This window comes from Streptomyces sp. NBC_00353 (assembly GCF_036108815.1).
Lineage (GTDB): Bacteria > Actinomycetota > Actinomycetes > Streptomycetales > Streptomycetaceae > Streptomyces.
Window position 1 is genome coordinate 6,197,501 of record NZ_CP107985.1, and the last position, 19,586, is coordinate 6,217,086.

Annotated in this window: 14 protein-coding genes and 2 rRNA genes (1 of these 16 cut by a window edge); 9 read left to right on the forward strand and 7 right to left on the reverse strand. The window is 67.8% G+C overall.

The features are described 5' to 3' along the window. Positions 1 to 3,120: ribosomal RNA gene (locus OHA88_RS28050) — 23S ribosomal RNA — on the forward strand; it begins 3 nt to the left of the window's first position. Between the two features lie 79 nt (positions 3,121 to 3,199). Continuing rightward, positions 3,200 to 3,316, forward strand: a 5S ribosomal RNA gene (rrf, locus tag OHA88_RS28055). Between the two features lie 118 nt (positions 3,317 to 3,434). Here rrf and OHA88_RS28060 read toward each other — a convergent pair. Genes OHA88_RS28060 through OHA88_RS28080 form a run of 5 tightly spaced genes read right to left on the reverse strand, consistent with a single transcriptional unit; the run spans position 3,435 to position 8,867 of the window. Further along, a complete protein-coding gene (locus tag OHA88_RS28060; RefSeq protein WP_328629815.1) occupies positions 3,435 to 4,745 on the reverse strand; it encodes a DUF58 domain-containing protein in 1,311 nt (436 codons plus the stop codon). 10 nt (positions 4,746 to 4,755) lie between these two features. Beyond that, positions 4,756 to 5,757, reverse strand: a complete 1,002-nt coding sequence (locus OHA88_RS28065) for an AAA family ATPase (RefSeq protein ID WP_328627534.1) — start codon at positions 5,755 to 5,757, stop codon at positions 4,756 to 4,758. Then, the gene (locus tag OHA88_RS28070) at positions 5,754 to 6,977 is read right to left on the reverse strand and encodes a DUF4350 domain-containing protein (RefSeq protein ID WP_328627535.1); all 1,224 of its coding nucleotides are present in this window, start codon (positions 6,975 to 6,977) and stop codon (positions 5,754 to 5,756) included. The genes OHA88_RS28065 and OHA88_RS28070 overlap by 4 nt, the downstream gene beginning before the upstream one ends. Continuing rightward, the gene (locus tag OHA88_RS28075) at positions 6,974 to 7,663 is read right to left on the reverse strand and encodes a DUF4129 domain-containing protein (RefSeq protein WP_328627536.1); all 690 of its coding nucleotides are present in this window, start codon (positions 7,661 to 7,663) and stop codon (positions 6,974 to 6,976) included. The genes OHA88_RS28070 and OHA88_RS28075 overlap by 4 nt, the downstream gene beginning before the upstream one ends. Positions 7,664 to 7,667: 4 nt before the next feature. Then, positions 7,668 to 8,867 carry a glycerophosphoryl diester phosphodiesterase membrane domain-containing protein gene (locus OHA88_RS28080; protein ID WP_328627537.1) on the reverse strand — a complete coding sequence of 400 codons (1,200 nt, stop codon included), beginning with the start codon at positions 8,865 to 8,867 and terminating at the stop codon, positions 7,668 to 7,670. 140 nt (positions 8,868 to 9,007) lie between these two features. Here OHA88_RS28080 and mtnA point away from each other — a divergent pair, with 140 nt between their 5' ends. The 7 genes from mtnA to OHA88_RS28115 all read left to right on the forward strand — a co-directional run bounded on the left by mtnA (position 9,008) and on the right by OHA88_RS28115 (position 17,491). Next, entirely contained in the window at positions 9,008 to 10,153 is a 1,146-nt protein-coding gene (mtnA, locus tag OHA88_RS28085) for an S-methyl-5-thioribose-1-phosphate isomerase (RefSeq protein WP_328627538.1), read from the forward strand. Positions 10,154 to 10,157: 4 nt separating this feature from the next. Then, positions 10,158 to 10,847 carry a two-component system response regulator MtrA gene (gene mtrA / locus OHA88_RS28090; protein WP_007448372.1) on the forward strand — a complete coding sequence of 230 codons (690 nt, stop codon included), beginning with the start codon at positions 10,158 to 10,160 and terminating at the stop codon, positions 10,845 to 10,847. Position 10,848: 1 nt separating this feature from the next. Beyond that, positions 10,849 to 12,873 (forward strand): MtrAB system histidine kinase MtrB, encoded by a 2,025-nt coding sequence (mtrB, locus tag OHA88_RS28095; protein ID WP_328627539.1) that lies wholly within the window; start codon positions 10,849 to 10,851, stop codon positions 12,871 to 12,873. Then, positions 12,863 to 14,728: an LpqB family beta-propeller domain-containing protein gene (locus OHA88_RS28100; protein ID WP_328627540.1), complete on the forward strand. Its 1,866-nt coding sequence runs from the start codon at positions 12,863 to 12,865 to the stop codon at positions 14,726 to 14,728. The genes mtrB and OHA88_RS28100 overlap by 11 nt, the downstream gene beginning before the upstream one ends. 96 nt (positions 14,729 to 14,824) lie before the next feature. Further along, positions 14,825 to 15,532, forward strand: coding sequence for a ComF family protein (locus OHA88_RS28105; protein ID WP_328627541.1), 708 nt, complete (start codon positions 14,825 to 14,827; stop codon positions 15,530 to 15,532). 327 nt (positions 15,533 to 15,859) lie between these two features. Next, positions 15,860 to 16,549: a ribosome hibernation-promoting factor, HPF/YfiA family gene (hpf, locus tag OHA88_RS28110; RefSeq protein ID WP_267004867.1), complete on the forward strand. Its 690-nt coding sequence runs from the start codon at positions 15,860 to 15,862 to the stop codon at positions 16,547 to 16,549. A gap of 183 nt (positions 16,550 to 16,732) precedes the next feature. Continuing rightward, positions 16,733 to 17,491: a response regulator gene (locus OHA88_RS28115; RefSeq protein ID WP_030980228.1), complete on the forward strand. Its 759-nt coding sequence runs from the start codon at positions 16,733 to 16,735 to the stop codon at positions 17,489 to 17,491. A 13-nt stretch (positions 17,492 to 17,504) separates the two neighbouring features. Here OHA88_RS28115 and OHA88_RS28120 read toward each other — a convergent pair whose 3' ends face one another. Then, a complete protein-coding gene (locus OHA88_RS28120; protein WP_326604032.1) occupies positions 17,505 to 18,680 on the reverse strand; it encodes a winged helix-turn-helix domain-containing protein in 1,176 nt (391 codons plus the stop codon). A gap of 34 nt (positions 18,681 to 18,714) precedes the next feature. Then, positions 18,715 to 19,365 carry a GNAT family N-acetyltransferase gene (locus OHA88_RS28125; protein WP_328627542.1) on the reverse strand — a complete coding sequence of 217 codons (651 nt, stop codon included), beginning with the start codon at positions 19,363 to 19,365 and terminating at the stop codon, positions 18,715 to 18,717. Between the last annotated feature and the right edge of the window lie 221 nt (positions 19,366 to 19,586).

A 19,586-nucleotide genomic window follows, 5' to 3' on the forward strand; every position in this document is an offset into this window, starting at 1 on the left:
CAAGTTTTTAAGGGCGCACGGTGGATGCCTTGGCACCAGGAACCGATGAAGGACGTGGGAGGCCACGATAGGCCCCGGGGAGCTGTCAACCGAGCTTTGATCCGGGGGTGTCCGAATGGGGAAACCCGGCAGTCGTCATGGGCTGTCACCCGCTGCTGAACACATAGGCAGTGTGGAGGGAACGAGGGGAAGTGAAACATCTCAGTACCCTCAGGAAGAGAAAACAACCGTGATTCCGGGAGTAGTGGCGAGCGAAACTGGATGAGGCCAAACCGTATGCGTGTGATACCCGGCAGGGGTTGCGCATGCGGGGTTGTGGGATCTCTTTTTCACAGTCTGCCGGCTGTGAGGCGAGTCAGAAACCGTTGATGTAGGCGAAGGACATGCGAAAGGTCCGGCGTAGAGGGTAAGACCCCCGTAGCTGAAACATCAACGGCTCGTTTAAGAGACACCCAAGTAGCACGGGGCCCGAGAAATCCCGTGTGAATCTGGCGGGACCACCCGCTAAGCCTAAATATTCCCTGGTGACCGATAGCGGATAGTACCGTGAGGGAATGGTGAAAAGTACCGCGGGAGCGGAGTGAAATAGTACCTGAAACCGTGTGCCTACAAGCCGTGGGAGCGTCGCATGCAAGCTTGCTTGCATGTCGTGACTGCGTGCCTTTTGAAGAATGAGCCTGCGAGTTTGCGGTGTGTTGCGAGGTTAACCCGTGTGGGGAAGCCGTAGCGAAAGCGAGTCCGAATAGGGCGTTTTAGTAGCACGCTCAAGACCCGAAGCGGAGTGATCTAGCCATGGGCAGGTTGAAGCGGAGGTAAGACTTCGTGGAGGACCGAACCCACCAGGGTTGAAAACCTGGGGGATGACCTGTGGTTAGGGGTGAAAGGCCAATCAAACTCCGTGATAGCTGGTTCTCCCCGAAATGCATTTAGGTGCAGCGTCGTGTGTTTCTTGCCGGAGGTAGAGCACTGGATAGGCGATGGGCCCTACCGGGTTACTGACCTTAGCCAAACTCCGAATGCCGGTAAGTGAGAGCACGGCAGTGAGACTGTGGGGGATAAGCTCCATGGTCGAGAGGGAAACAGCCCAGAGCATCGACTAAGGCCCCTAAGCGTACGCTAAGTGGGAAAGGATGTGGAGTCGCAGAGACAACCAGGAGGTTGGCTTAGAAGCAGCCACCCTTGAAAGAGTGCGTAATAGCTCACTGGTCAAGTGATTCCGCGCCGACAATGTAGCGGGGCTCAAGCGTACCGCCGAAGTCGTGTCATTCCAGCATTAAGGGCCAACGCCTGCTGGGATGGGTAGGGGAGCGTCGTGTGCCGGGTGAAGCAGCCGCGGAAGCGAGTTGTGGACGGTTCACGAGTGAGAATGCAGGCATGAGTAGCGATACACACGTGAGAAACGTGTGCGCCGATTGACTAAGGGTTCCTGGGTCAAGCTGATCTGCCCAGGGTAAGTCGGGACCTAAGGCGAGGCCGACAGGCGTAGTCGATGGACAACCGGTTGATATTCCGGTACCCGCTTTGAAACGCCCAGTACTGAATCAGGCGATGCTAAGTCCGTGAAGCCGGCCCGATCTCTTCGGAGTTGAGGGTAGTGGTGGAGCCGACGAACCAGACTTGTAGTAGGTAAGCGATGGGGTGACGCAGGAAGGTAGTCCAGCCCGGGCGGTGGTAGTCCCGGGGTAAGGGTGTAGGGCGTGTGATAGGCAAATCCGTCACACATTAAGCCTGAGACCTGATGCCGAGCCGATTGTGGTGAAGTGGATGATCCTATGCTGTCGAGAAAAGCCTCTAGCGAGTTTCATGGCGGCCCGTACCCTAAACCGACTCAGGTGGTCAGGTAGAGAATACCGAGGCGTTCGGGTGAACTATGGTTAAGGAACTCGGCAAAATGCCCCCGTAACTTCGGGAGAAGGGGGCCATCACTGGTGATTGGATTTACTCCATGAGCTGGGGGTGGCCGCAGAGACCAGCGAGAAGCGACTGTTTACTAAAAACACAGGTCCGTGCGAAGCCGTAAGGCGATGTATACGGACTGACGCCTGCCCGGTGCTGGAACGTTAAGGGGACCGGTTAGCTGACTTTCGGGTCGGCGAAGCTGAGAACTTAAGCGCCAGTAAACGGCGGTGGTAACTATAACCATCCTAAGGTAGCGAAATTCCTTGTCGGGTAAGTTCCGACCTGCACGAATGGCGTAACGACTTCTCGACTGTCTCAACCATAGGCCCGGTGAAATTGCACTACGAGTAAAGATGCTCGTTTCGCGCAGCAGGACGGAAAGACCCCGGGACCTTTACTACAGTTTGATATTGGTGTTCGGTTCGGCTTGTGTAGGATAGGTGGGAGACTTTGAAGCAGCCACGCCAGTGGTTGTGGAGTCGCCGTTGAAATACCACTCTGGTCGTGCTGGATGTCTAACCTGGGTCCGTGATCCGGATCAGGGACAGTGTCTGATGGGTAGTTTAACTGGGGCGGTTGCCTCCTAAAGAGTAACGGAGGCGCCCAAAGGTTCCCTCAGCCTGGTTGGCAATCAGGTGTTGAGTGTAAGTGCACAAGGGAGCTTGACTGTGAGACCGACGGGTCGAGCAGGGACGAAAGTCGGGACTAGTGATCCGGCAGTGGCTTGTGGAAGCGCTGTCGCTCAACGGATAAAAGGTACCCCGGGGATAACAGGCTGATCTTCCCCAAGAGTCCATATCGACGGGATGGTTTGGCACCTCGATGTCGGCTCGTCGCATCCTGGGGCTGGAGTCGGTCCCAAGGGTTGGGCTGTTCGCCCATTAAAGCGGTACGCGAGCTGGGTTTAGAACGTCGTGAGACAGTTCGGTCCCTATCCGCTGCGCGCGTAGGAATATTGAGAAGGGCTGTCCCTAGTACGAGAGGACCGGGACGGACGAACCTCTGGTGTGCCAGTTGTCCTGCCAAGGGCATGGCTGGTTGGCTACGTTCGGAAAGGATAACCGCTGAAAGCATCTAAGCGGGAAGCCTGCTTCGAGATGAGTATTCCCACCCCCTTTGAGGGGTTAAGGCTCCCAGTAGACGACTGGGTTGATAGGCCAGATGTGGAAGCCCGGCAACGGGTGGAGCTGACTGGTACTAATAGGCCGAGGGCTTGTCCTCAGTTGCTCGCGTCCACTGTGTTAGTTCTGAAATAACGAACGGCCGTGTTGTTGCCCGGTGTTGGTTAATTTCATAGTGTTTCGGTGGTCATTGCGTTAGGGAAACGCCCGGTTACATTCCGAACCCGGAAGCTAAGCCTTTCAGCGCCGATGGTACTGCAGGGGGGACCCTGTGGGAGAGTAGGACGCCGCCGAACAATTATTCCGGGAAAGCCCCGCACCTCTGGTGCGGGGCTTTTCTGCGTTTACGGGCCGGCTGTTTCCCGCCGCGGCGACCATGACTCCTCGGTGTGAGTCCATGGTTGCCGCGTGGGATCAGAGGCGGCCTGCTGCCTTGAGGGCGAGATAGGTGTCGGCGAGAGCCGGGGCGAGATTGTCCGGAGTGGCATCGACGACCACCACACCATGGCGCTGGAGCTGTTCCGCAGTGCGGCGTCGCTGTGCTTGAGCTTGTGTCGCCGCTGCCGCTTCGTAGACCGCGTCCACTGTGCCTCGGGCGCCTGCCATCTCCTCGATGTGCGGGTCGGCCACCGCGGCCACCAGCACCGTGTGGCGCTGGGTCAGCCGGGGGAGGACGGGGAGCAGGCCCTCTTCGACAGGGGCCGCGTCCAGACTGGTGAGAAGCACGATCAGAGAGCGACGAGGGGCGCTTGCCAGGGCAGTGGCGCTGAGTCCTCGGGCGTCTGTTTCCACGAGCTCCGGTTCGAGCGTAGCCATCGCCGTGACCATGGCCGACAGAACTTCTCCTCCGGCGCGGCCCTGAACCTGGGCGCGGGTGCGGCGGTCATGGGCCAGCAGGTCGACGCGGTCGCCGGCGCGTGTCGCGAGAGCAGTGAGGAGCAGTGCCGCGTCCATTGCCGCGTCGAGCCGGGGCACATCACCGACCCGGCCAGCCGAGGTACGGCCCGTATCGAGAACGATGAGGATGTGGCGGTCCCGCTCAGGGCGCCACGTCCGGACAGCGACAGCGGACTGGCGTGCTGTTGCCCGCCAGTCGATGGAGCGGGTGTCATCGCCGGGGACGTAGGCGCGCAGACTGTCGAACTCCGTGCCTTCGCCACGGGTGAGGACACTGGTGCGGCCGTCGAGCTCGCGGAGTCTGGCAAGGCGGGACGGCAGATGCTTGCGACTGGTGAAGGGCGGAAGGACGCGCACCGTCCACGGGACGTGATGATTTCCCTGCCGGGCTGCCAGTCCCAGCGGCCCGTAGGAGCGGACGGTGACTCGCTCCGCCCGGCGGTCGCCGCGACGGGTGGGGCGCAGGAGCGTGGTGACGCGACGGCGTTCGCCGGCCGGGATGTCCAAGGTGTGACGGGACGCGGCCTGCTCCGTGCCGGTGATCCAGCTGCTGGGGGGCCAGGCGTCGCGGAGGTGCGCACGCAGCCGACGACGCGAGCGATTGGTTACGGTCAGTTGTACTTCTGCGCCGTCACCGAGTCGAACGGTTGTGTCGCCGGATCGAGTGAACTGGAGCGTTCGCACTGGCGCTGCCAGGGCATAGTCGCACAGAATTGCTAGCGAGAGAGGGGCGTTGACCGCGAGCATGCCTGTCCAGCTCGGGGCCAGGATGCCTACGGGGAGTGACCCCAGAGCGGCGAGCAGCGCGGTTCGTCCGGTGAGGGCCACGGTCACCGCCTCATCGGGGTACGGGTACGTGGGCGAGGACTGCGGTGATGACGGAGTCGGGGGTGACTCCTTCCATCTCTGCCTCGGGCCGCAGCTGGATGCGATGGCGGAGCGTGGGGAGTGCCAGGGCTTTCACGTCATCCGGGATGACGTAGTCACGGCCGGTGAGCCAGGCCCATGCGCGGGCCGTGGAGAGCAGGGCGGTTGCGCCTCGGGGGGATACACCGAGGGAGAGCGAGGGGGATTCACGCGTGGCACGGCAGATATCGACGACATAGCCGGCGATCTCGGGGGAGACCGTGGTCTTGGCGACCGCGTTGCGTGCTGCCTCCAGGTCGGCGGGGCCTGCGACGGGGCGTACGCCTGCTGACGTCAGATCGCGGGGATTGAAGCCATCGGCATGGCGGGTCAGGACGTTGATCTCCTCGTCGCGTGACGGCAGCGGCACCGTCAGTTTGAGGAGGAAGCGGTCCAGTTGGGCCTCGGGGAGCGGATACGTGCCCTCGTACTCGACGGGGTTCTGGGTGGCGGCGACCAGGAAGGGGTCCGGCAGAGGGCGAGGGGTTCCGTCGACGGTGACCTGGCGCTCCTCCATTGCCTCCAGGAGGGAGGACTGCGTTTTGGGAGGTGTGCGGTTGATCTCGTCGGCCAGGAGGAGGTTGGTGAAGACCGGGCCGGGCTGGAAGGAGAACTCGGCGGTGCGGGCGTCGTAGACGAGGGATCCGGTGACGTCGCTCGGCATCAGATCGGGGGTGAACTGGACGCGCTTGGTGTCGAGTTCGAGTGAGGCGGCGAGGGCGCGGACCAGGAGGGTCTTGGCTACGCCGGGGACGCCTTCGAGGAGGACGTGGCCTCGGCAGAGCAGTGCGACGACCAGTCCGGTGACGGCCGGGTCCTGGCCGACCACGGCTTTGGCGATCTCGGAGCGCAGAGCTTCCAGGGATGCGCGGGCTGCGTCGTCGTTCCCGACGGTCTCGGTTGTCCCGGCGGGCACTGGGGGCGGGGCGCTCATGAAGTGCGTACCTCTCTTTCGAGGGTGTCGAGTTGGTCTGCCAGACGGACAAGGGTGGCGTCGTCGGCCGGCTCCGGGCCGAAGAGCAGGGTGTCCAGGCCGCCTTCAGCGGTGCTGAGGCGCGCGGAGACGGCGGGGAGGAGCACGGAGGGGGAGTGGGCATCGCGTGGGGAGACGCCGATGAGGGGTGCGATACGGGTGCGGGTGGCGGAGCGCAGTGAGGAGGCGGCCCGGTCGCGGGCGTTCGCCTTGCGGTAGAGGCGAGCTCGGCCCTCTGTGGATTCGGAGGCGCGAATGGCCACGGGCAGCCGTTCGGTGACCAGGGGGCCCAGTCGGCGGGCGCGCCAGATGGCTGCGAGCACGGCGGCGACTGCGAGCTGCAGAGTGCCCCAGAGCCAGCCCGACGGGATGAGATCGACGAAGCTGCGGTCGTCGCCCGTGCCGTCGTCGACACCGTCGCGGTTCTGAGCGGCGGAGGGATCAGCGAGCGAGGGGAGGTACCAGACCAGATGCGGGCGGGAGCCGAGGAGTTGCAGGGCCAGGGAGGCGTTGCCGTGGCTGGCGAGCCGGTTGTTGTAGAGCAGATCGGGGGAGCCGAGGAGGACGGTGTCGCCGGCGCCCTTCTCCTGGACGAGGAGCAGGGTGGGGAGGTTGCCACTTGGGTAGCAGCCGATGGTGTCGAGGCCGTCCGCCGTGTAGCGGAAGCCTCCTGTGTCGGCGTCGCCCGCCGTGCGGGCTGCAAGCAGGGAGCACTGCGGTGCGCGGGCGACCACCGGGCCGGAGGAGTTCGCGCGGACGCCGGGAGCCAGTGCGTTGACGGACAGGGGGTCTGCCGCGAGGAGGACGGTGCGGCCGGCCGAGTCGGTGGTCGCGGCGCGGAGTTCGTTCTGCTGATGCAGCGTCAGCAGGTTCGGGGCGGTGACGAGCAGAGTGGTGTCGGGGCCGGTCGCCGCAGTGGTGTCGTCGAGCGTGGTGGTCACGCGGACGGAGACGCCGCGGTCCTTGAGGAGTTCGGCGACGGCCCGGCTGCCGTGCTGGTCGGCGGAGCGGGGGTCGAGTCGGCCGTGCTGGTCGCCGGAGCGTGCGGTGGCCAGCACGATTCCGGCCGCTACGAGAAGAAGGAGGGCGAACAGCAGACCGCGGGTACGGACCCAGAGCTGGCGGGGAGAGGAGGAGGCCGAGGTGGGGGACGCGGTGGTGGCGGTGGTGACTGCGGTCATTCGGCGGCTCCCCGGACCGCGGTGGTCAGCAGGGGCTTGGCGTTCTCGAGGTCGCGGTCGAGGGCCTGCACCGTCAGATACGTCTGCTGGTCGGCGGTCCGGCCGCCGTATGTGACGTCATCGAAGTTACGGGCGGCGGCGCGAAGCGGTATCTCGTGTCCGGGCAGTGAGCGGCCGGCCTCGGCGGCGGCCTCGTCGGCCGTGCGGCCGGGGCGTGGGTCGAGGAGGGCGCGTTCTTCGAGGGAGCGCACGATGGCGCGCATGCGTTCCTGGACGGCCTCGTTCCAGCGCTGGGCGGCAGCGTGGGCCTCGGCGGCCGTGCGGTGTTCGGCCGCGCTGCGGGGGCTGTCGTCGAAGAGTGCGTCCGTGGTGCGGGGGGTGCGCTGCGGGGTGCCCAGCCGCCACCAGAGAGCGACGGCCAGGCCAATGACCACCAGTACGAGGACGATCAGCCCGAGCGGTCCGCCCGGTGCGGCGTTCGAGGCCGTGGCGAAGAGATCGCCGAGCCACCCCCACAGGCGGTCGAGGCCGCGCTGGAGGAGGTTCGGGTCGTTCTCGTGGTACATCGGATGGGACAGCTCGTGCTTCGCCGCCTCACGGGCGGGGACACGCGGAGTCTCCACCGGTACGTCGTTGCTCGCGTGGATCAGTAGCCGTGCTGTTGTAGTGCCCCCCGCCCCCGACACGGCATCAGCTCCTGGTGTCGTAGCCGGACAGGCCCGCGGCCCTGGCGAGCTCGAGGTCGAGTGCTTCGCGGCGGATGCGCTGGTCCACGTAGAGCAGAGCCATCACACCGGCGGAGAGCGGGTAGGTGATCGTGGAGATGATGACCTCGCCGATGCCGGAGATGATCAGGAACGGCCAGCCGAATCCGGTGGACTCGCCGGTGAGGAAGGTGCTCAGTCCGTCGCCGTCCACGATCATCCCAATGATGCCGAACGGGATGGCGATGACCAGGGTCACGATGAGCGTCAGTAGCCAGGTGAGGAGCAGGATGCCGAACATCCGCCACCAGGCGCCCCGGACCAGCTTCGCGGACCGGCGCATCGAGACGGTGATCGACTGCCGCTCCAGCATCAGCGCCGGCGTGGCGAGGCAGAAGCGGACCATCAGCCAGATGACGACGACACAGGCGGCCATGAAGCCGATGAGGATGAGGCCCACGCCCGCGGTGGAGCCCATCAGCGCACCGGGCAGCACGCCCACTGCCATGATTCCGGCGGCCATCAAGGCCAGCAGGAGGGTCAGGCCCAGCAGCTGGAGCAGGCGGGGCCGGGCCTCGGCCCACGCTTCGGAGAGCGTCACGGAGCGGCCCAGTACCGAGCGGCTGATCACCACGGTGAGCATGGATGTGGTGAAGAGCGTCGCGATCAGGGTGATGAGCGTGGACGGGGCGCTGTAGACCAGGGTGGACTGGGCGGAGTCGGCGGCCTGGCGGAGCGCCTCCGCGCCGGTCGCGTTCGGGTCGACCGACGCGGGCTCCGGCAGCAGGTAGCGCTGCACGAGGATGATGGCGATCTGGGCGATCACGGAGACGGTGAGCGTGATTCCGAGGACCGTGCGCCAGTGCGCACGCATCGCGGACACCGCACCGTCGAGGATCTCGCCGACGCCGAGTGGGCGGAGCGGGATGACACCGGGCTTTGCCGCGGGTGGCTGACCCCAGCCGGATCCCTGCGGCCTGCTGCCCCAGCCGGGGACGGGCGGCGGTGCGCCGTGACCGCTGCCGGGGATGCTCGGTGGGGACCACTGCCCTGCGGGCGGCTGCGTGGGAGACCAGTTCCCGGCGTGGCCGTTGCCGTCCGTGGGCGCGGAAGGCTGGGGGACGCCCGCCTCCTGGCTGTCGGAGGGGGCAGATCCGGGCGAGGCCCAGCCCGGAGTGTCGTTCATTCTCGCTCCTTCACGGTCCTGTCCGCTCATCGGGGCGGCAGGTTGGCAGCCATCGTGCCACGCGTGGGTCCGGTACGGGCCGGGTGCTCGATCTCCTTCGCACCTTCATTTGTGGGCGGCTCACCGGGCAGACTGGGCGGATGGCTGATCAGGACGCGCAATCGCCGGTGGGCATCGAGCCTCCCGCGCTTCCCTCCATCCGCTGGGACGAGCCTCCGGAAGGCCCTGTGCTGGTGCTCCTCGACCAGACGCGGCTGCCCGCCGAGGAGGTCGGGCTGGTGTGTGCGGATGTGCCCGCGCTGGTGCGGGCGATCCAGACACTGGCTGTGCGCGGGGCGCCGTTGCTGGGCATCGCCGGGGCCTACGGGGTGGCACTGGCCGCTGTCCGGGGTTATGACGTCGCGGAGGCTGCGGGGCTGCTGGAGGGGGCGCGGCCCACCGCTGTGAACCTCGGATACGGGGTGCGGCGTGCGGCAGGGACGTACTGGGCGGCCCTGGACAAGGGTGCGGATCCGCAGCGGGCGGCCGCGGTGGCGCTGGAGGAGGCGAAGGCGCTGCACCGGGAGGACGCCGAGGCCAGTCGGCGCATGGCGCAGTACGGGCTCGCGCTGCTCGACGAGCTGCTGCCGGGCGGCGGGCATCAGCTGCTCACGCACTGCAATTCGGGGGCGCTCGTCTCGGGTGGTGAGGGCACGGCCTTCGCGGTGGCGCTCCGCGCGCACCGGGCGGGACGGCTGCGAAGGCTCTGGGTGGACGAGACGCGCCCGCTGTTGCAGGGGGCTCGGCTGACCGCGTACGAGGCGGCGCGCAACGGAATGGCGTACAGCCTGCTCACGGACAACGCGGCGGGATCGCTGTTCGCCGCGGGGGAGGTCGATGCCGTGCTCATCGGCGCCGACCGCATCGCGGCGGACGGGTCCGTGGCGAACAAAGTCGGGAGTTATCCGCTGGCGGTGCTTGCCAAATACCACCATGTGCCGTTCATTGTGGTGGCGCCGACCACGACCGTGGATCTGGAGACCGCGGACGGGGCGTCGATCATTGTGGAGCAGCGCCCCGGCCGAGAGGTGACGGAGCTCACATCTCCGCAGATCGGGCCGGACGGCGGGGAGGCGGGCGGACTGCTCGTGGCACCCCTGGGAACCCAGGCGTACAACCCCGCATTCGACATCACGCCGCCGGAACTGATCACGGCGATCGTCACGGAGGAGGGTGCAGTTTCCCCGGTCACGGGGGTCGGACTGGCAGAGCTGTGTGCCAGGTCATCGCAGATAACGATTAGCTAATGGGATGATGTCGATTATGAAGGGACGCGTCCTTGTCGTCGACGACGACACCGCACTGGCCGAGATGCTCGGGATTGTGCTGCGTGGTGAAGGGTTCGAGCCGTCGTTCGTAGCGGACGGCGACAAGGCACTTGCCGCATTTCGTGAGGCCAAGCCGGACCTGGTTCTGCTGGATCTCATGCTGCCCGGACGGGACGGCATCGAAGTCTGCAGGCTGATCAGGGCCGAGTCGGGTGTGCCGATCGTCATGCTCACGGCTAAGAGCGACACGGTCGATGTGGTGGTGGGCCTGGAGTCCGGGGCCGACGACTACATCGTCAAGCCGTTCAAACCTAAGGAGTTGGTTGCCCGGATCAGGGCACGTTTGCGTAGGTCCGAGGAGCCGGCACCGGAACAGCTGACCATCGGGGATCTGGTCATCGATGTGGCCGGTCACTCGGTGAAGCGGGAGGGGCAGTCCATCGCACTGACCCCGCTGGAGTTCGACCTGCTGGTCGCGCTCGCCCGCAAGCCGTGGCAGGTCTTCACCCGTGAAGTACTGCTCGAGCAGGTGTGGGGGTATCGCCATGCCGCCGACACCCGTCTGGTGAATGTGCATGTCCAGCGGCTGCGTTCCAAGGTCGAGAAGGACCCGGAGCGGCCGGAGATCGTGGTGACCGTCCGAGGTGTCGGTTACAAGGCCGGACCGAGCTGACATGTCCCTGGGTAGCGCTGCTCCGAAACCCGGGGGGCCGGGAGTCCGTACGGGGCGGGCTGCCGGTTCGGGACGTGGGCCTTCGCCGTTGGGGAGGCTTCTGCAGGGCGGCCGGTTGTTCCACGACCGGGCGCCCGGCGGTCCCGTGCCGCGACTGCTGATGCGCTGGGTGCGGCGTCCGCTGCTGCCCGCCGTGCGGTTGTGGCGGCGCAACCTCCAGTTGCGGGTCGTCGCGGGCACGCTGCTCATGTCGCTCGGTGTGGTGCTGCTGCTCGGCCTGGTCGTGATCGGACAGGTGCGCAACGGTCTGCTCGACGCGAAGGGCAAGGCTGCTCAGACACAGGCCGCCGGTGGTTTCGCGGCGGCCCAGGACAAGGCGAACGCTCCGCTCACCCCCGGTGGGCGCGGAGGCGATGCCGGTGACGGGGCGACCGCCAACAACTCATGGCGGACCGAGCTCGTCGATCAGCTCGCCAGTGGCGGCAAGAACGCCTTCAACGTGGTGGCGCTCAGCGCCGACGACGGCACCCGTGCGCCGCGCGGCTCGGGCAGCGTGGAAGCGGCCAGCGTCCCGCAGAGCCTGCGGGAGGCCGTGGACAAGGGGCCGGGTGCGTTCCAGACGTACTCGCTGATCAGGTATGCGAACGGGCAGGAGTCGCAGCCGGGTCTCGTCGTGGGCAAGCGCCTGTACGACATCGACCACAACCCGTACCAGCTCTACTACCTCTTCCCGCTGACGCAGGAGGAGAAGTCACTGACCCTGGTCAAGGGCACCCTGGCCACTGCGGGACTGTTCGTGGTCGTGCTGCTCGGGGCCATCGCCTGGTTCGTGGTGCGGCAGGTCGTCACACCCGTACGGATGGCGGCGGGAATCGCCGAGCGACTCTCCGCGGGCCGGCTGCAGGAGCGGATGAAGGTCACCGGCGAGGACGACATCGCCCGGCTCGGTGAGGCCTTCAACAAGATGGCGCAGAACCTTCAGCTGAAGATCCAGCAGCTGGAGGAGCTCTCCCGGATGCAGCGGCGCTTCGTATCGGACGTCTCGCACGAGCTGCGGACACCGCTGACGACCGTGCGCATGGCCGCCGATGTGATCCACGAGGCGCGGGTGGACTTCGACCCCGTGACGGCTCGCTCCGCCGAGCTCCTCGGGGACCAGCTCGACCGGTTCGAGTCGCTGCTCTCCGATCTGCTGGAGATCAGCCGGTTCGACGCAGGCGCCGCGGCGCTGGAGGCCGAGCCGATAGACCTGCGGCAGGTCGTACGACGGGTGATCGGCGGTGCCGAGCCGCTCGCCGAGCGCAAGGGCACCCGGATCCGGGTGGTCGGTGACGAGCAGCCGGTGATCGCGGAGGCCGACGCGCGACGGGTCGAGCGCGTGCTGCGCAACCTGGTCGTCAACGCCGTCGAGCACGGCGAGGGCAAGGATGTCGTGGTGCGGATGGGTGTGGCCGGAGGAGCGGTCGCCATCGCCGTCCGGGACTACGGCGTGGGTCTCAAGCCGGGAGAGGCGACCCGGGTCTTCAACCGCTTCTGGCGCGCCGACCCCGCGCGGGCCCGGACGACGGGCGGTACCGGTCTCGGGCTGTCGATCGCCGTCGAGGACGCCCGGCTGCACGGCGGCTGGCTGCAGGCGTGGGGCGAGCCGGGCGGCGGTTCGCAGTTCCGCCTGACCCTGCCGCGTACGGCGGACGAGCCGCTGCGCGGATCGCCGATACCGCTGGAGCCCGAGGACTCGCGCCGCAACCGGGAGAACCGGGAGCGGGCCACGGACGGCGTCACGACCGGCAGTGAGCACCGGCTGACCTCGGTGCCCGCCCAACAGAGCGGCTCGGACCGGTCGCCGCTGCCCGTGCCGACGCGTGCCTCCGTGGCTCCCCGCACGGCGCCCGCTTCGGTGCATCCGGCGGCTCTGCCGGGCAGCGGCGCCCGGGTGGTCGCCCGCCCGGCCGACGACCGGCCGGGCGGCGACGTCGAATCTGCTGCGCACCACCCGGAGCGGGAGGACACGACTCGTGGGCACTGACCGTCGTCAGGACGGCCGTGGACGTGCGGTGGGAGTGACCGCGTTGCTGGGGTGCGGCATCGTGCTGCTGTCCGCGTGCGGCTCGATGCCCGTCACCGGGGACGTCAAGGCCGTCGACGCCTCACAGCCGGGTGACTCCCAGGTCCAGGTGTACGCGGTGGCGCCGCGCGACAACGCCACTCCCATCGAGGTGGTCGACGGCTTCCTGGAGTCCATGACCAGCGACGACCCCGGCTTCCGGACCACCCGCAAGTACCTGACGAAGAAGGCGGCCGGCACCTGGCGGCCGAGCGCGTTCACCACGGTGCTCTCGAAGGCGCCGAACCGCAGCGACCGCCCCGTCCACGACGGCGACCGCAGCAGCACGGAGCTCAGCTACACGCTGACCGGCGAGAAGGTGGCGACGGTCGACGCACAGAGCGCCTACCAGCCGGTCGCGCCCACGCAGTTCAACCGCACCCTGCATCTGGTGCGGCAGAACGGGCCGGACGGCAAGGAGTGGCGCATCGACCTCGTGCCGGACGGTCTGCTGCTCGGCCAGTCCGACTTCAAGCGCCTCTACCGCTCCGTCAACAAGTACTACTTCGCCACCGGGCGGACTGCAGGACAGTCCACGCTGGTTGCCGACCCGGTCTACGTACGCAACCGGACGGATCCCGTCACCGGGATGGACACCGTGACGCAGACGGTCCGCAGCCTCATCGAGGGGCCGACCAACTGGCTGCGTCCGGTGGTCGACACCCGCTTCCCGACCAGTACGGCGCTGCGCAAGGGCGTCACCGCGCTGGCGCCCGACGACCGCAGCGTCCTGAAGATCCCGCTGAACAAGAGGGCGGACAACGTCGGGCAGCGCTCCTGCCGCATGATGGCCTCTCAGGTGCTCTACACCGTGCGGGACCTGACGTCCGCCCGGGTCGAGCAGGTGGAGCTGCAGCGGTCCGACAGCTCGCCGCTGTGTGTGCTGGGCGCCGATCAGGCGGAGGAGTTCGCTCCGGACGGTTCGTCGGGCGGCCCCGACAGCCAGTACTTCGTCGATGCCAAGGGGCATGTCCAGTGCATCCCGGGATCCACCAGGGGCAGCGGCGATCCGGAGCCGGTGACCGGCCCGTTCGGTGACGGGCCGGTGCGGATGAGCGCGGTCGGCGTGGCCCGTGACGAGCAGCTGGCGGCAGCGGTCTCGCAGAACAACGAGTCCCTGTACGTGTCCTCCATCGTCTCGGAGGGCGAACTGCCCGCGCCCGCGGTGACCAGCAGCGGCAAGAATCTGAACGACCGTCTGTCGGCGCCCAGCTGGGACGGCCGGGGCGATCTCTGGGTGGCCGACCGGGACCCGGAGAACTCTCGGCTGCTGCGGCTGGCCGGTGGTGCCGGCAAGCCGTCGGAGGTCACGGTGCCGAGCCTGGACGGCGCGCGGCTGGAGGCGTTGCGGCTGTCGGCGGACGGGGTGCGGATCGCGCTGCTGCTGACCAAGGACGGGCACACCACGCTGAAAATCGGCCGGATCGAGCGTCATGGGCCGGCCTCGAAGCAGGAGGTCTCCGTCGTGGAGCTGCGGCAGGCCGCGCCGCAGCTGGCGGATGTCACCGCGATGTCCTGGTCGGGCCGGAGCCGTCTCGTGGTGGTCGGCAAGGAGCAGGGCGGCGTGCAGCAGGTGCGCTATGTGCAGGCGGACGGTTCGGCACCGGCCTCGGGCGTGCTGCCCGGGGTGAACCAGGTGTCGGCGGTCGCGGCGGCGGACGACGAGCAGTTGCCGCTGATGGCGGACACCGAGGGTGACGGGATAGTGAAGCTGTCGCCGGGTGACAACTGGCAGACGGTGCTCAAGGAAGGTTCGTCGCTGGTCTACCCGGGCTGAGGCCTGTGCAGGCGGGCGGACGACGGGCCTTGGGCGAGGGGGCCTGCGTTTTCCACAGGGGTGGCCGGGTTCGTGGGCCGGGGGCACAGTGGAGATATGCGGGGGTGGTGGCGGGAGATCGCCGGGCTGGTGCTGCCGGTGGCCTGTGGTGGCTGCGGTGGGCCGCGGAGCGAGCTGTGCGAGGACTGCCGGGCGGCGCTGTACGGCGTGGCGCCGCAACGGGTGAGACCCGCGCCGGAGCCCGCCGGGCTGCCGGTGGTGCATGCCGCTGCCGCGTACGAGAACGCGGTACGGGCGGTGCTCCTGGCACACAAGGAGCGTGGCGCACTTCCTCTGTCGCGGGCGCTCGGCAGGGCGCTGGCGGGCGCCGTGCGGGCCGGGACGGGGCAGGTGAGCGGTCCGGGGCCGCTGCTGCTCGTACCCGTGCCGTCGGCGCGGCGGGCCGTTGCGGCGCGCGGGCATGATCCGGCACGCCGGATCGCGCTGGCCGCAGCGAAGGAGCTGAGGCTTGGCGGGATTCCGGCCAGAGTGGTTCCGGTGCTGCGGCAACGGCGCCCGGTGGCCGATCAGTCGGGGCTCGGCGCCCGGCAGCGGCAGGCGAATCTCGCGGGTGCGCTGGAGGTGGTGGCCGGTGGTGAGCGGCTGCTTGCGGCCGAACGGGTAGTACTCGTGGACGACCTTCTGACGACCGGGGCCTCGCTGGCGGAGGCTGCACGGGCGGTCGAAGCCGCGGGCGGGCGAACGGGGCAGGCGGCCGTTGTCGCAGCATCGCCGTCTGCCTTCGCAATAAACCGGAACTGCTAGTCGACTTGCATCGTTGCAGGTAGTGAGTGGGTAAAGGGCCCTGAACGGAGGTACGTGCGAGTAGCGGGTGCCGACATCCGGCCGATCAGGCTATGTTCGGTTGTGAGGAATGGTGAATGCCAGACCTCGACGAGTGCACCGCCAGGTTTCGGGCAGGCGACTCACCGGTAGGCCAGACGTTCAAAAAGATCGGTGGGGTGGAGACCTCCCCGACGGGGGAGGAGGAGGTGGAAGTCACCGAGTCCGCGGCTCCGGCGACCACCGGGGCCTGGTGCAAAAGGGAGATGCTCCGCCGCTGAGCGGGGCGATCCGGGAACGGAGTTCTGCGTGGACATCGTCGTCAAGGGCCGCAAGACCGAGGTGCCCGAGCGGTTCCGCAAGCACGTGGCCGAGAAGCTGAAGCTGGACAAGATCCAGAAGTTCGACGGCAAGGTGATCAGCCTCGACGTCGAGGTGTCCAAGGAGCCAAACCCCCGTCAGGCGGACCGCTCCGACCGGGTGGAGATCACGCTCCGCTCGCGTGGGCCGGTAATCCGCGCTGAAGCGGCCGCAGGCGACCCGTACGCAGCGCTGGACCTGGCCACCGGGAAGCTGGAGGCGCGGCTGCGCAAGCAGCATGACAAGCGCTACAGCCGCCGTGGCAACGGCCGGATTCCCGCTGCCGAAGTCGCCGAGACGGTGCCGGGTACGGCGTCCTTCAACAGTGAGGGCGACCTGGCCGGCGACGGCGCCGGCCCGTCTGTACCCATCACCAGGATCGGCTCGCTCGAGGTACAGGGCGAAGGACCGCTGGTGATGCGCGAGAAGACGCACGTCGCGGCACCGATGACGCTCGACCAGGCGCTCTACGAGATGGAGCTGGTCGGGCACGACTTCTATCTGTTCGTCGACTCCGAGACGAAGGAGCCCAGTGTCGTCTATCGGCGGCATGCTTACGACTACGGTGTCATTCATCTGAGGACCGACCCGCTGGCCGCTGACGAGGCGGGCGGCGCGGGCGGTGCGCTCGGCGGCTGACGCCCCGCATCGGTGGTGCCCCTGGGGCGTAATTCGCGCCAGGGGCACCCGCGTGCGACGACAGAACCACCGCTCTGACGTCCAGGCATGAAATCATGGCGCCCCAAGCCAATCGGTGCTCTGTGAACTGCCGTTGGCGGAGAGTTTTTGAACTTCAGGCCATGGCCTTCAGGGGGAGGAACGATGGCGGACACCTTCGGGCCCGTGCGCGATGCAAATGACGGAGGAGACGACGCTGCCGGTGCCGATACCGGCGCGGACACGGACAGCGGTTCCCGCAAGGAACCGATCCGCGTTCTGGTGGTGGACGACCATGCGCTCTTCCGCAGAGGCCTGGAGATCGTCCTCGCCCAGGAGGAGGACATCCAGGTCGTCGGCGAGGCGGGTGACGGGGCGGAGGCGGTCGACAAGGCGGCCGATCTGCTGCCCGACATCGTGCTGATGGATGTCCGCATGCCCAAGCGGGGCGGCATCGAGGCCTGCACGTCCATCAAGGAGGTGGCCCCCAGCGCGAAGATCATCATGCTGACGATCAGCGACGAGGAGGCCGACCTCTACGACGCGATCAAGGCGGGAGCCACCGGCTATCTCCTCAAGGAGATCTCCACGGACGAGGTGGCCACGGCGATCCGCGCGGTCGCCGACGGGCAGTCCCAGATCAGCCCGTCCATGGCGTCCAAATTGCTCACCGAGTTCAAGTCGATGATCCAGCGGACCGACGAGCGCCGACTGGTGCCGGCGCCGCGGCTGACCGACCGGGAGCTCGAAGTCCTCAAACTGGTTGCCACGGGCATGAATAATCGCGATATCGCGAAGGAGCTGTTCATTTCCGAGAACACCGTGAAGAACCACGTCCGCAACATTCTGGAGAAGCTGCAGCTGCACTCCAGGATGGAAGCAGTGGTCTATGCCATGCGGGAGAAGATCCTCGAGATCAGGTAAAGCAACGGCATGGTCAATTGAGGGCGCGGGCGATTTCCTGGGCGAGCGGCTCGCGCAGCTCCGGTGCGTCGACCCGCTCCAGTCGTACGTCCGTACAGCCGACCCAGGACGCAGCTTCCACCAAGGCCTCGGCCATCGGCGCCACGGCCTTCCTGCCCGCCAGCGACACCTGCCGGGCGACCAGCGTGGTGCCCTCGCGCGCCGGATCGACCCGGCCCTGCAGCTTGCCGCCGGCCAGCAGCGGCATCGCGAAATAGCCGTGGATCCGCTTGGGCTTGGGGACGTACGCCTCCAGGCGGTGGGTGAAGCCGAATATCCGCTCCGTCCGGGCCCGCTCCCAGATCAGTGAATCGAACGGCGACAGCAGCGTCGTGCGGTGTCGTCCGCGGGGCTCCGAGGCCAGCGCCGCCGGGTCGGCCCAGGCGGGCTTCGCCCAGCCCTCCACCGTCACCGGTACCAGACCGGAGTCCGCCACCACCGCGTCGAACTGCTCGCCCTTGAGCCGGTGGTAGTCCGCGATGTCGGCGCGGGTGCCGACCCCCAGGGACTGGCCTGCGAGCGCGACCAGCCGCCGCAGGCACTCCCTGTCGTCCAGATCGTCGTGGAGTACGGCATCGGGCAGGGCGCGCTCCGCGAGGTCGTACACCCGCTTCCAGCTGCGCCGCTCGGTGCACACCACCTCGCCGTACATCAGGGCCCGCTCGACGGCGACCTTCGAGGCGGACCAGTCCCACCACTCCCCGCCGTTCTTCGCGCCGCCCAGCTCCGTCGCCGTCAGCGGGCCCTCGGCGCGCAGCTGCTTGATCACCGCGTCGTAGGCCCCGTCCGGCAGGTCGTGGTGCCAGTGCGGGCGCGAGCGGTAGGCGCGGCGACGGAACGCGAAGTGCGGCCACTCCTCGACCGGCAGGATGCACGCCGCATGCGACCAGTACTCGAAGCTGCGGCCGGCCGACCAGTACGCGTCCTCGACCGTGCGCCGGCCCACTGCGCCGAGGCGTGCGTACGGGATCAGTTCGTGCGAGCGGGCCAGCACCGAGATCGTGTCGAGCTGTACGGCACCGAGGTGCCGCAGCACGCCCGGCACCCCGGCCCGGCGGTCCGGCGCGCCGAGGAAGCCCTGGGCGCGCAGGGCGATTCTGCGGGCCTGGTCGGCGGAGAGTTCGGCGGCGGGAAGCGGCACTGGCGTCATGTCTCGCACCCTAGAGGGCGGCACTGACATCCGTTCACGGTGCGGTGGACAGGCCTGTGGGGAGCCCGGGGACCGGACCGGAGGAGAGGTCGGCCGAGGGGGCGGCGGCGGGGGCCGTGGCCGGGAGATACGGGTGGGCGCCCGGCAGGCCGAGGTCGGAAGGGAGCAGTGCGCCGACCCAGATGTCCCGCCGCACCCCCTTGTTCAGCAGGCCGGACCGCTGGTCGCCCTCCATGCGGAAGCCCGCTCGCCGCGCCACGGCCCGCGAGGGTTCGTTGCCCACCTCGGCCCGCCACTCCAGCCGGTCCCCGCCGAGCGAGGTGAAGGTCCAGTGGGCCGCGGCCGCTACCGCCTCGGTCATGTAGCCGAGACCGCGGTGCTCCTTCGCGGTCCAGAACCCCACCTCGTACGTGTCGTGCAGGTTGCGGCGGTTGATGCCGAGGGCACCTGTCATGGCCCCGCCGTCGCGCAGGACCACCGCGAAGTTGTACATCGAGTCGTCCTGCCAGCCGCCGGGGGACAGCTTCCGGGTGAAGAGTTCCGCGTCGGCGTGGGTGTACGGCGAAGGGACGACTGTCCAGCGCTGGATGGCCGGGTCCTGACAGGCGGCGTGCACCTGGTCCGCGTCGCCCCCGTGGAAGGGGCGCAGCAGCAGACGCTCGGTCGTGAGAGTGATCGGCTCCATGTACGGATTCTGGTGAGGCGCCGACGGTGATGCGAACACTTTTCGGGGTTCCCGGCACCTTCGGGGCCCTCTGTCCGTTGACTCGAAGGGGCCCAGTGGGGGCAACGCGGCGGCAGCCCTCCCGGCGCGGCGGGGTCCTCGCTTACGATGGCCGTTGCGGTGGGGCCCACCTGCCGTGCCCGCGCCAGCGTCCATAACACGACCCAGTGCCAGGCCCGACC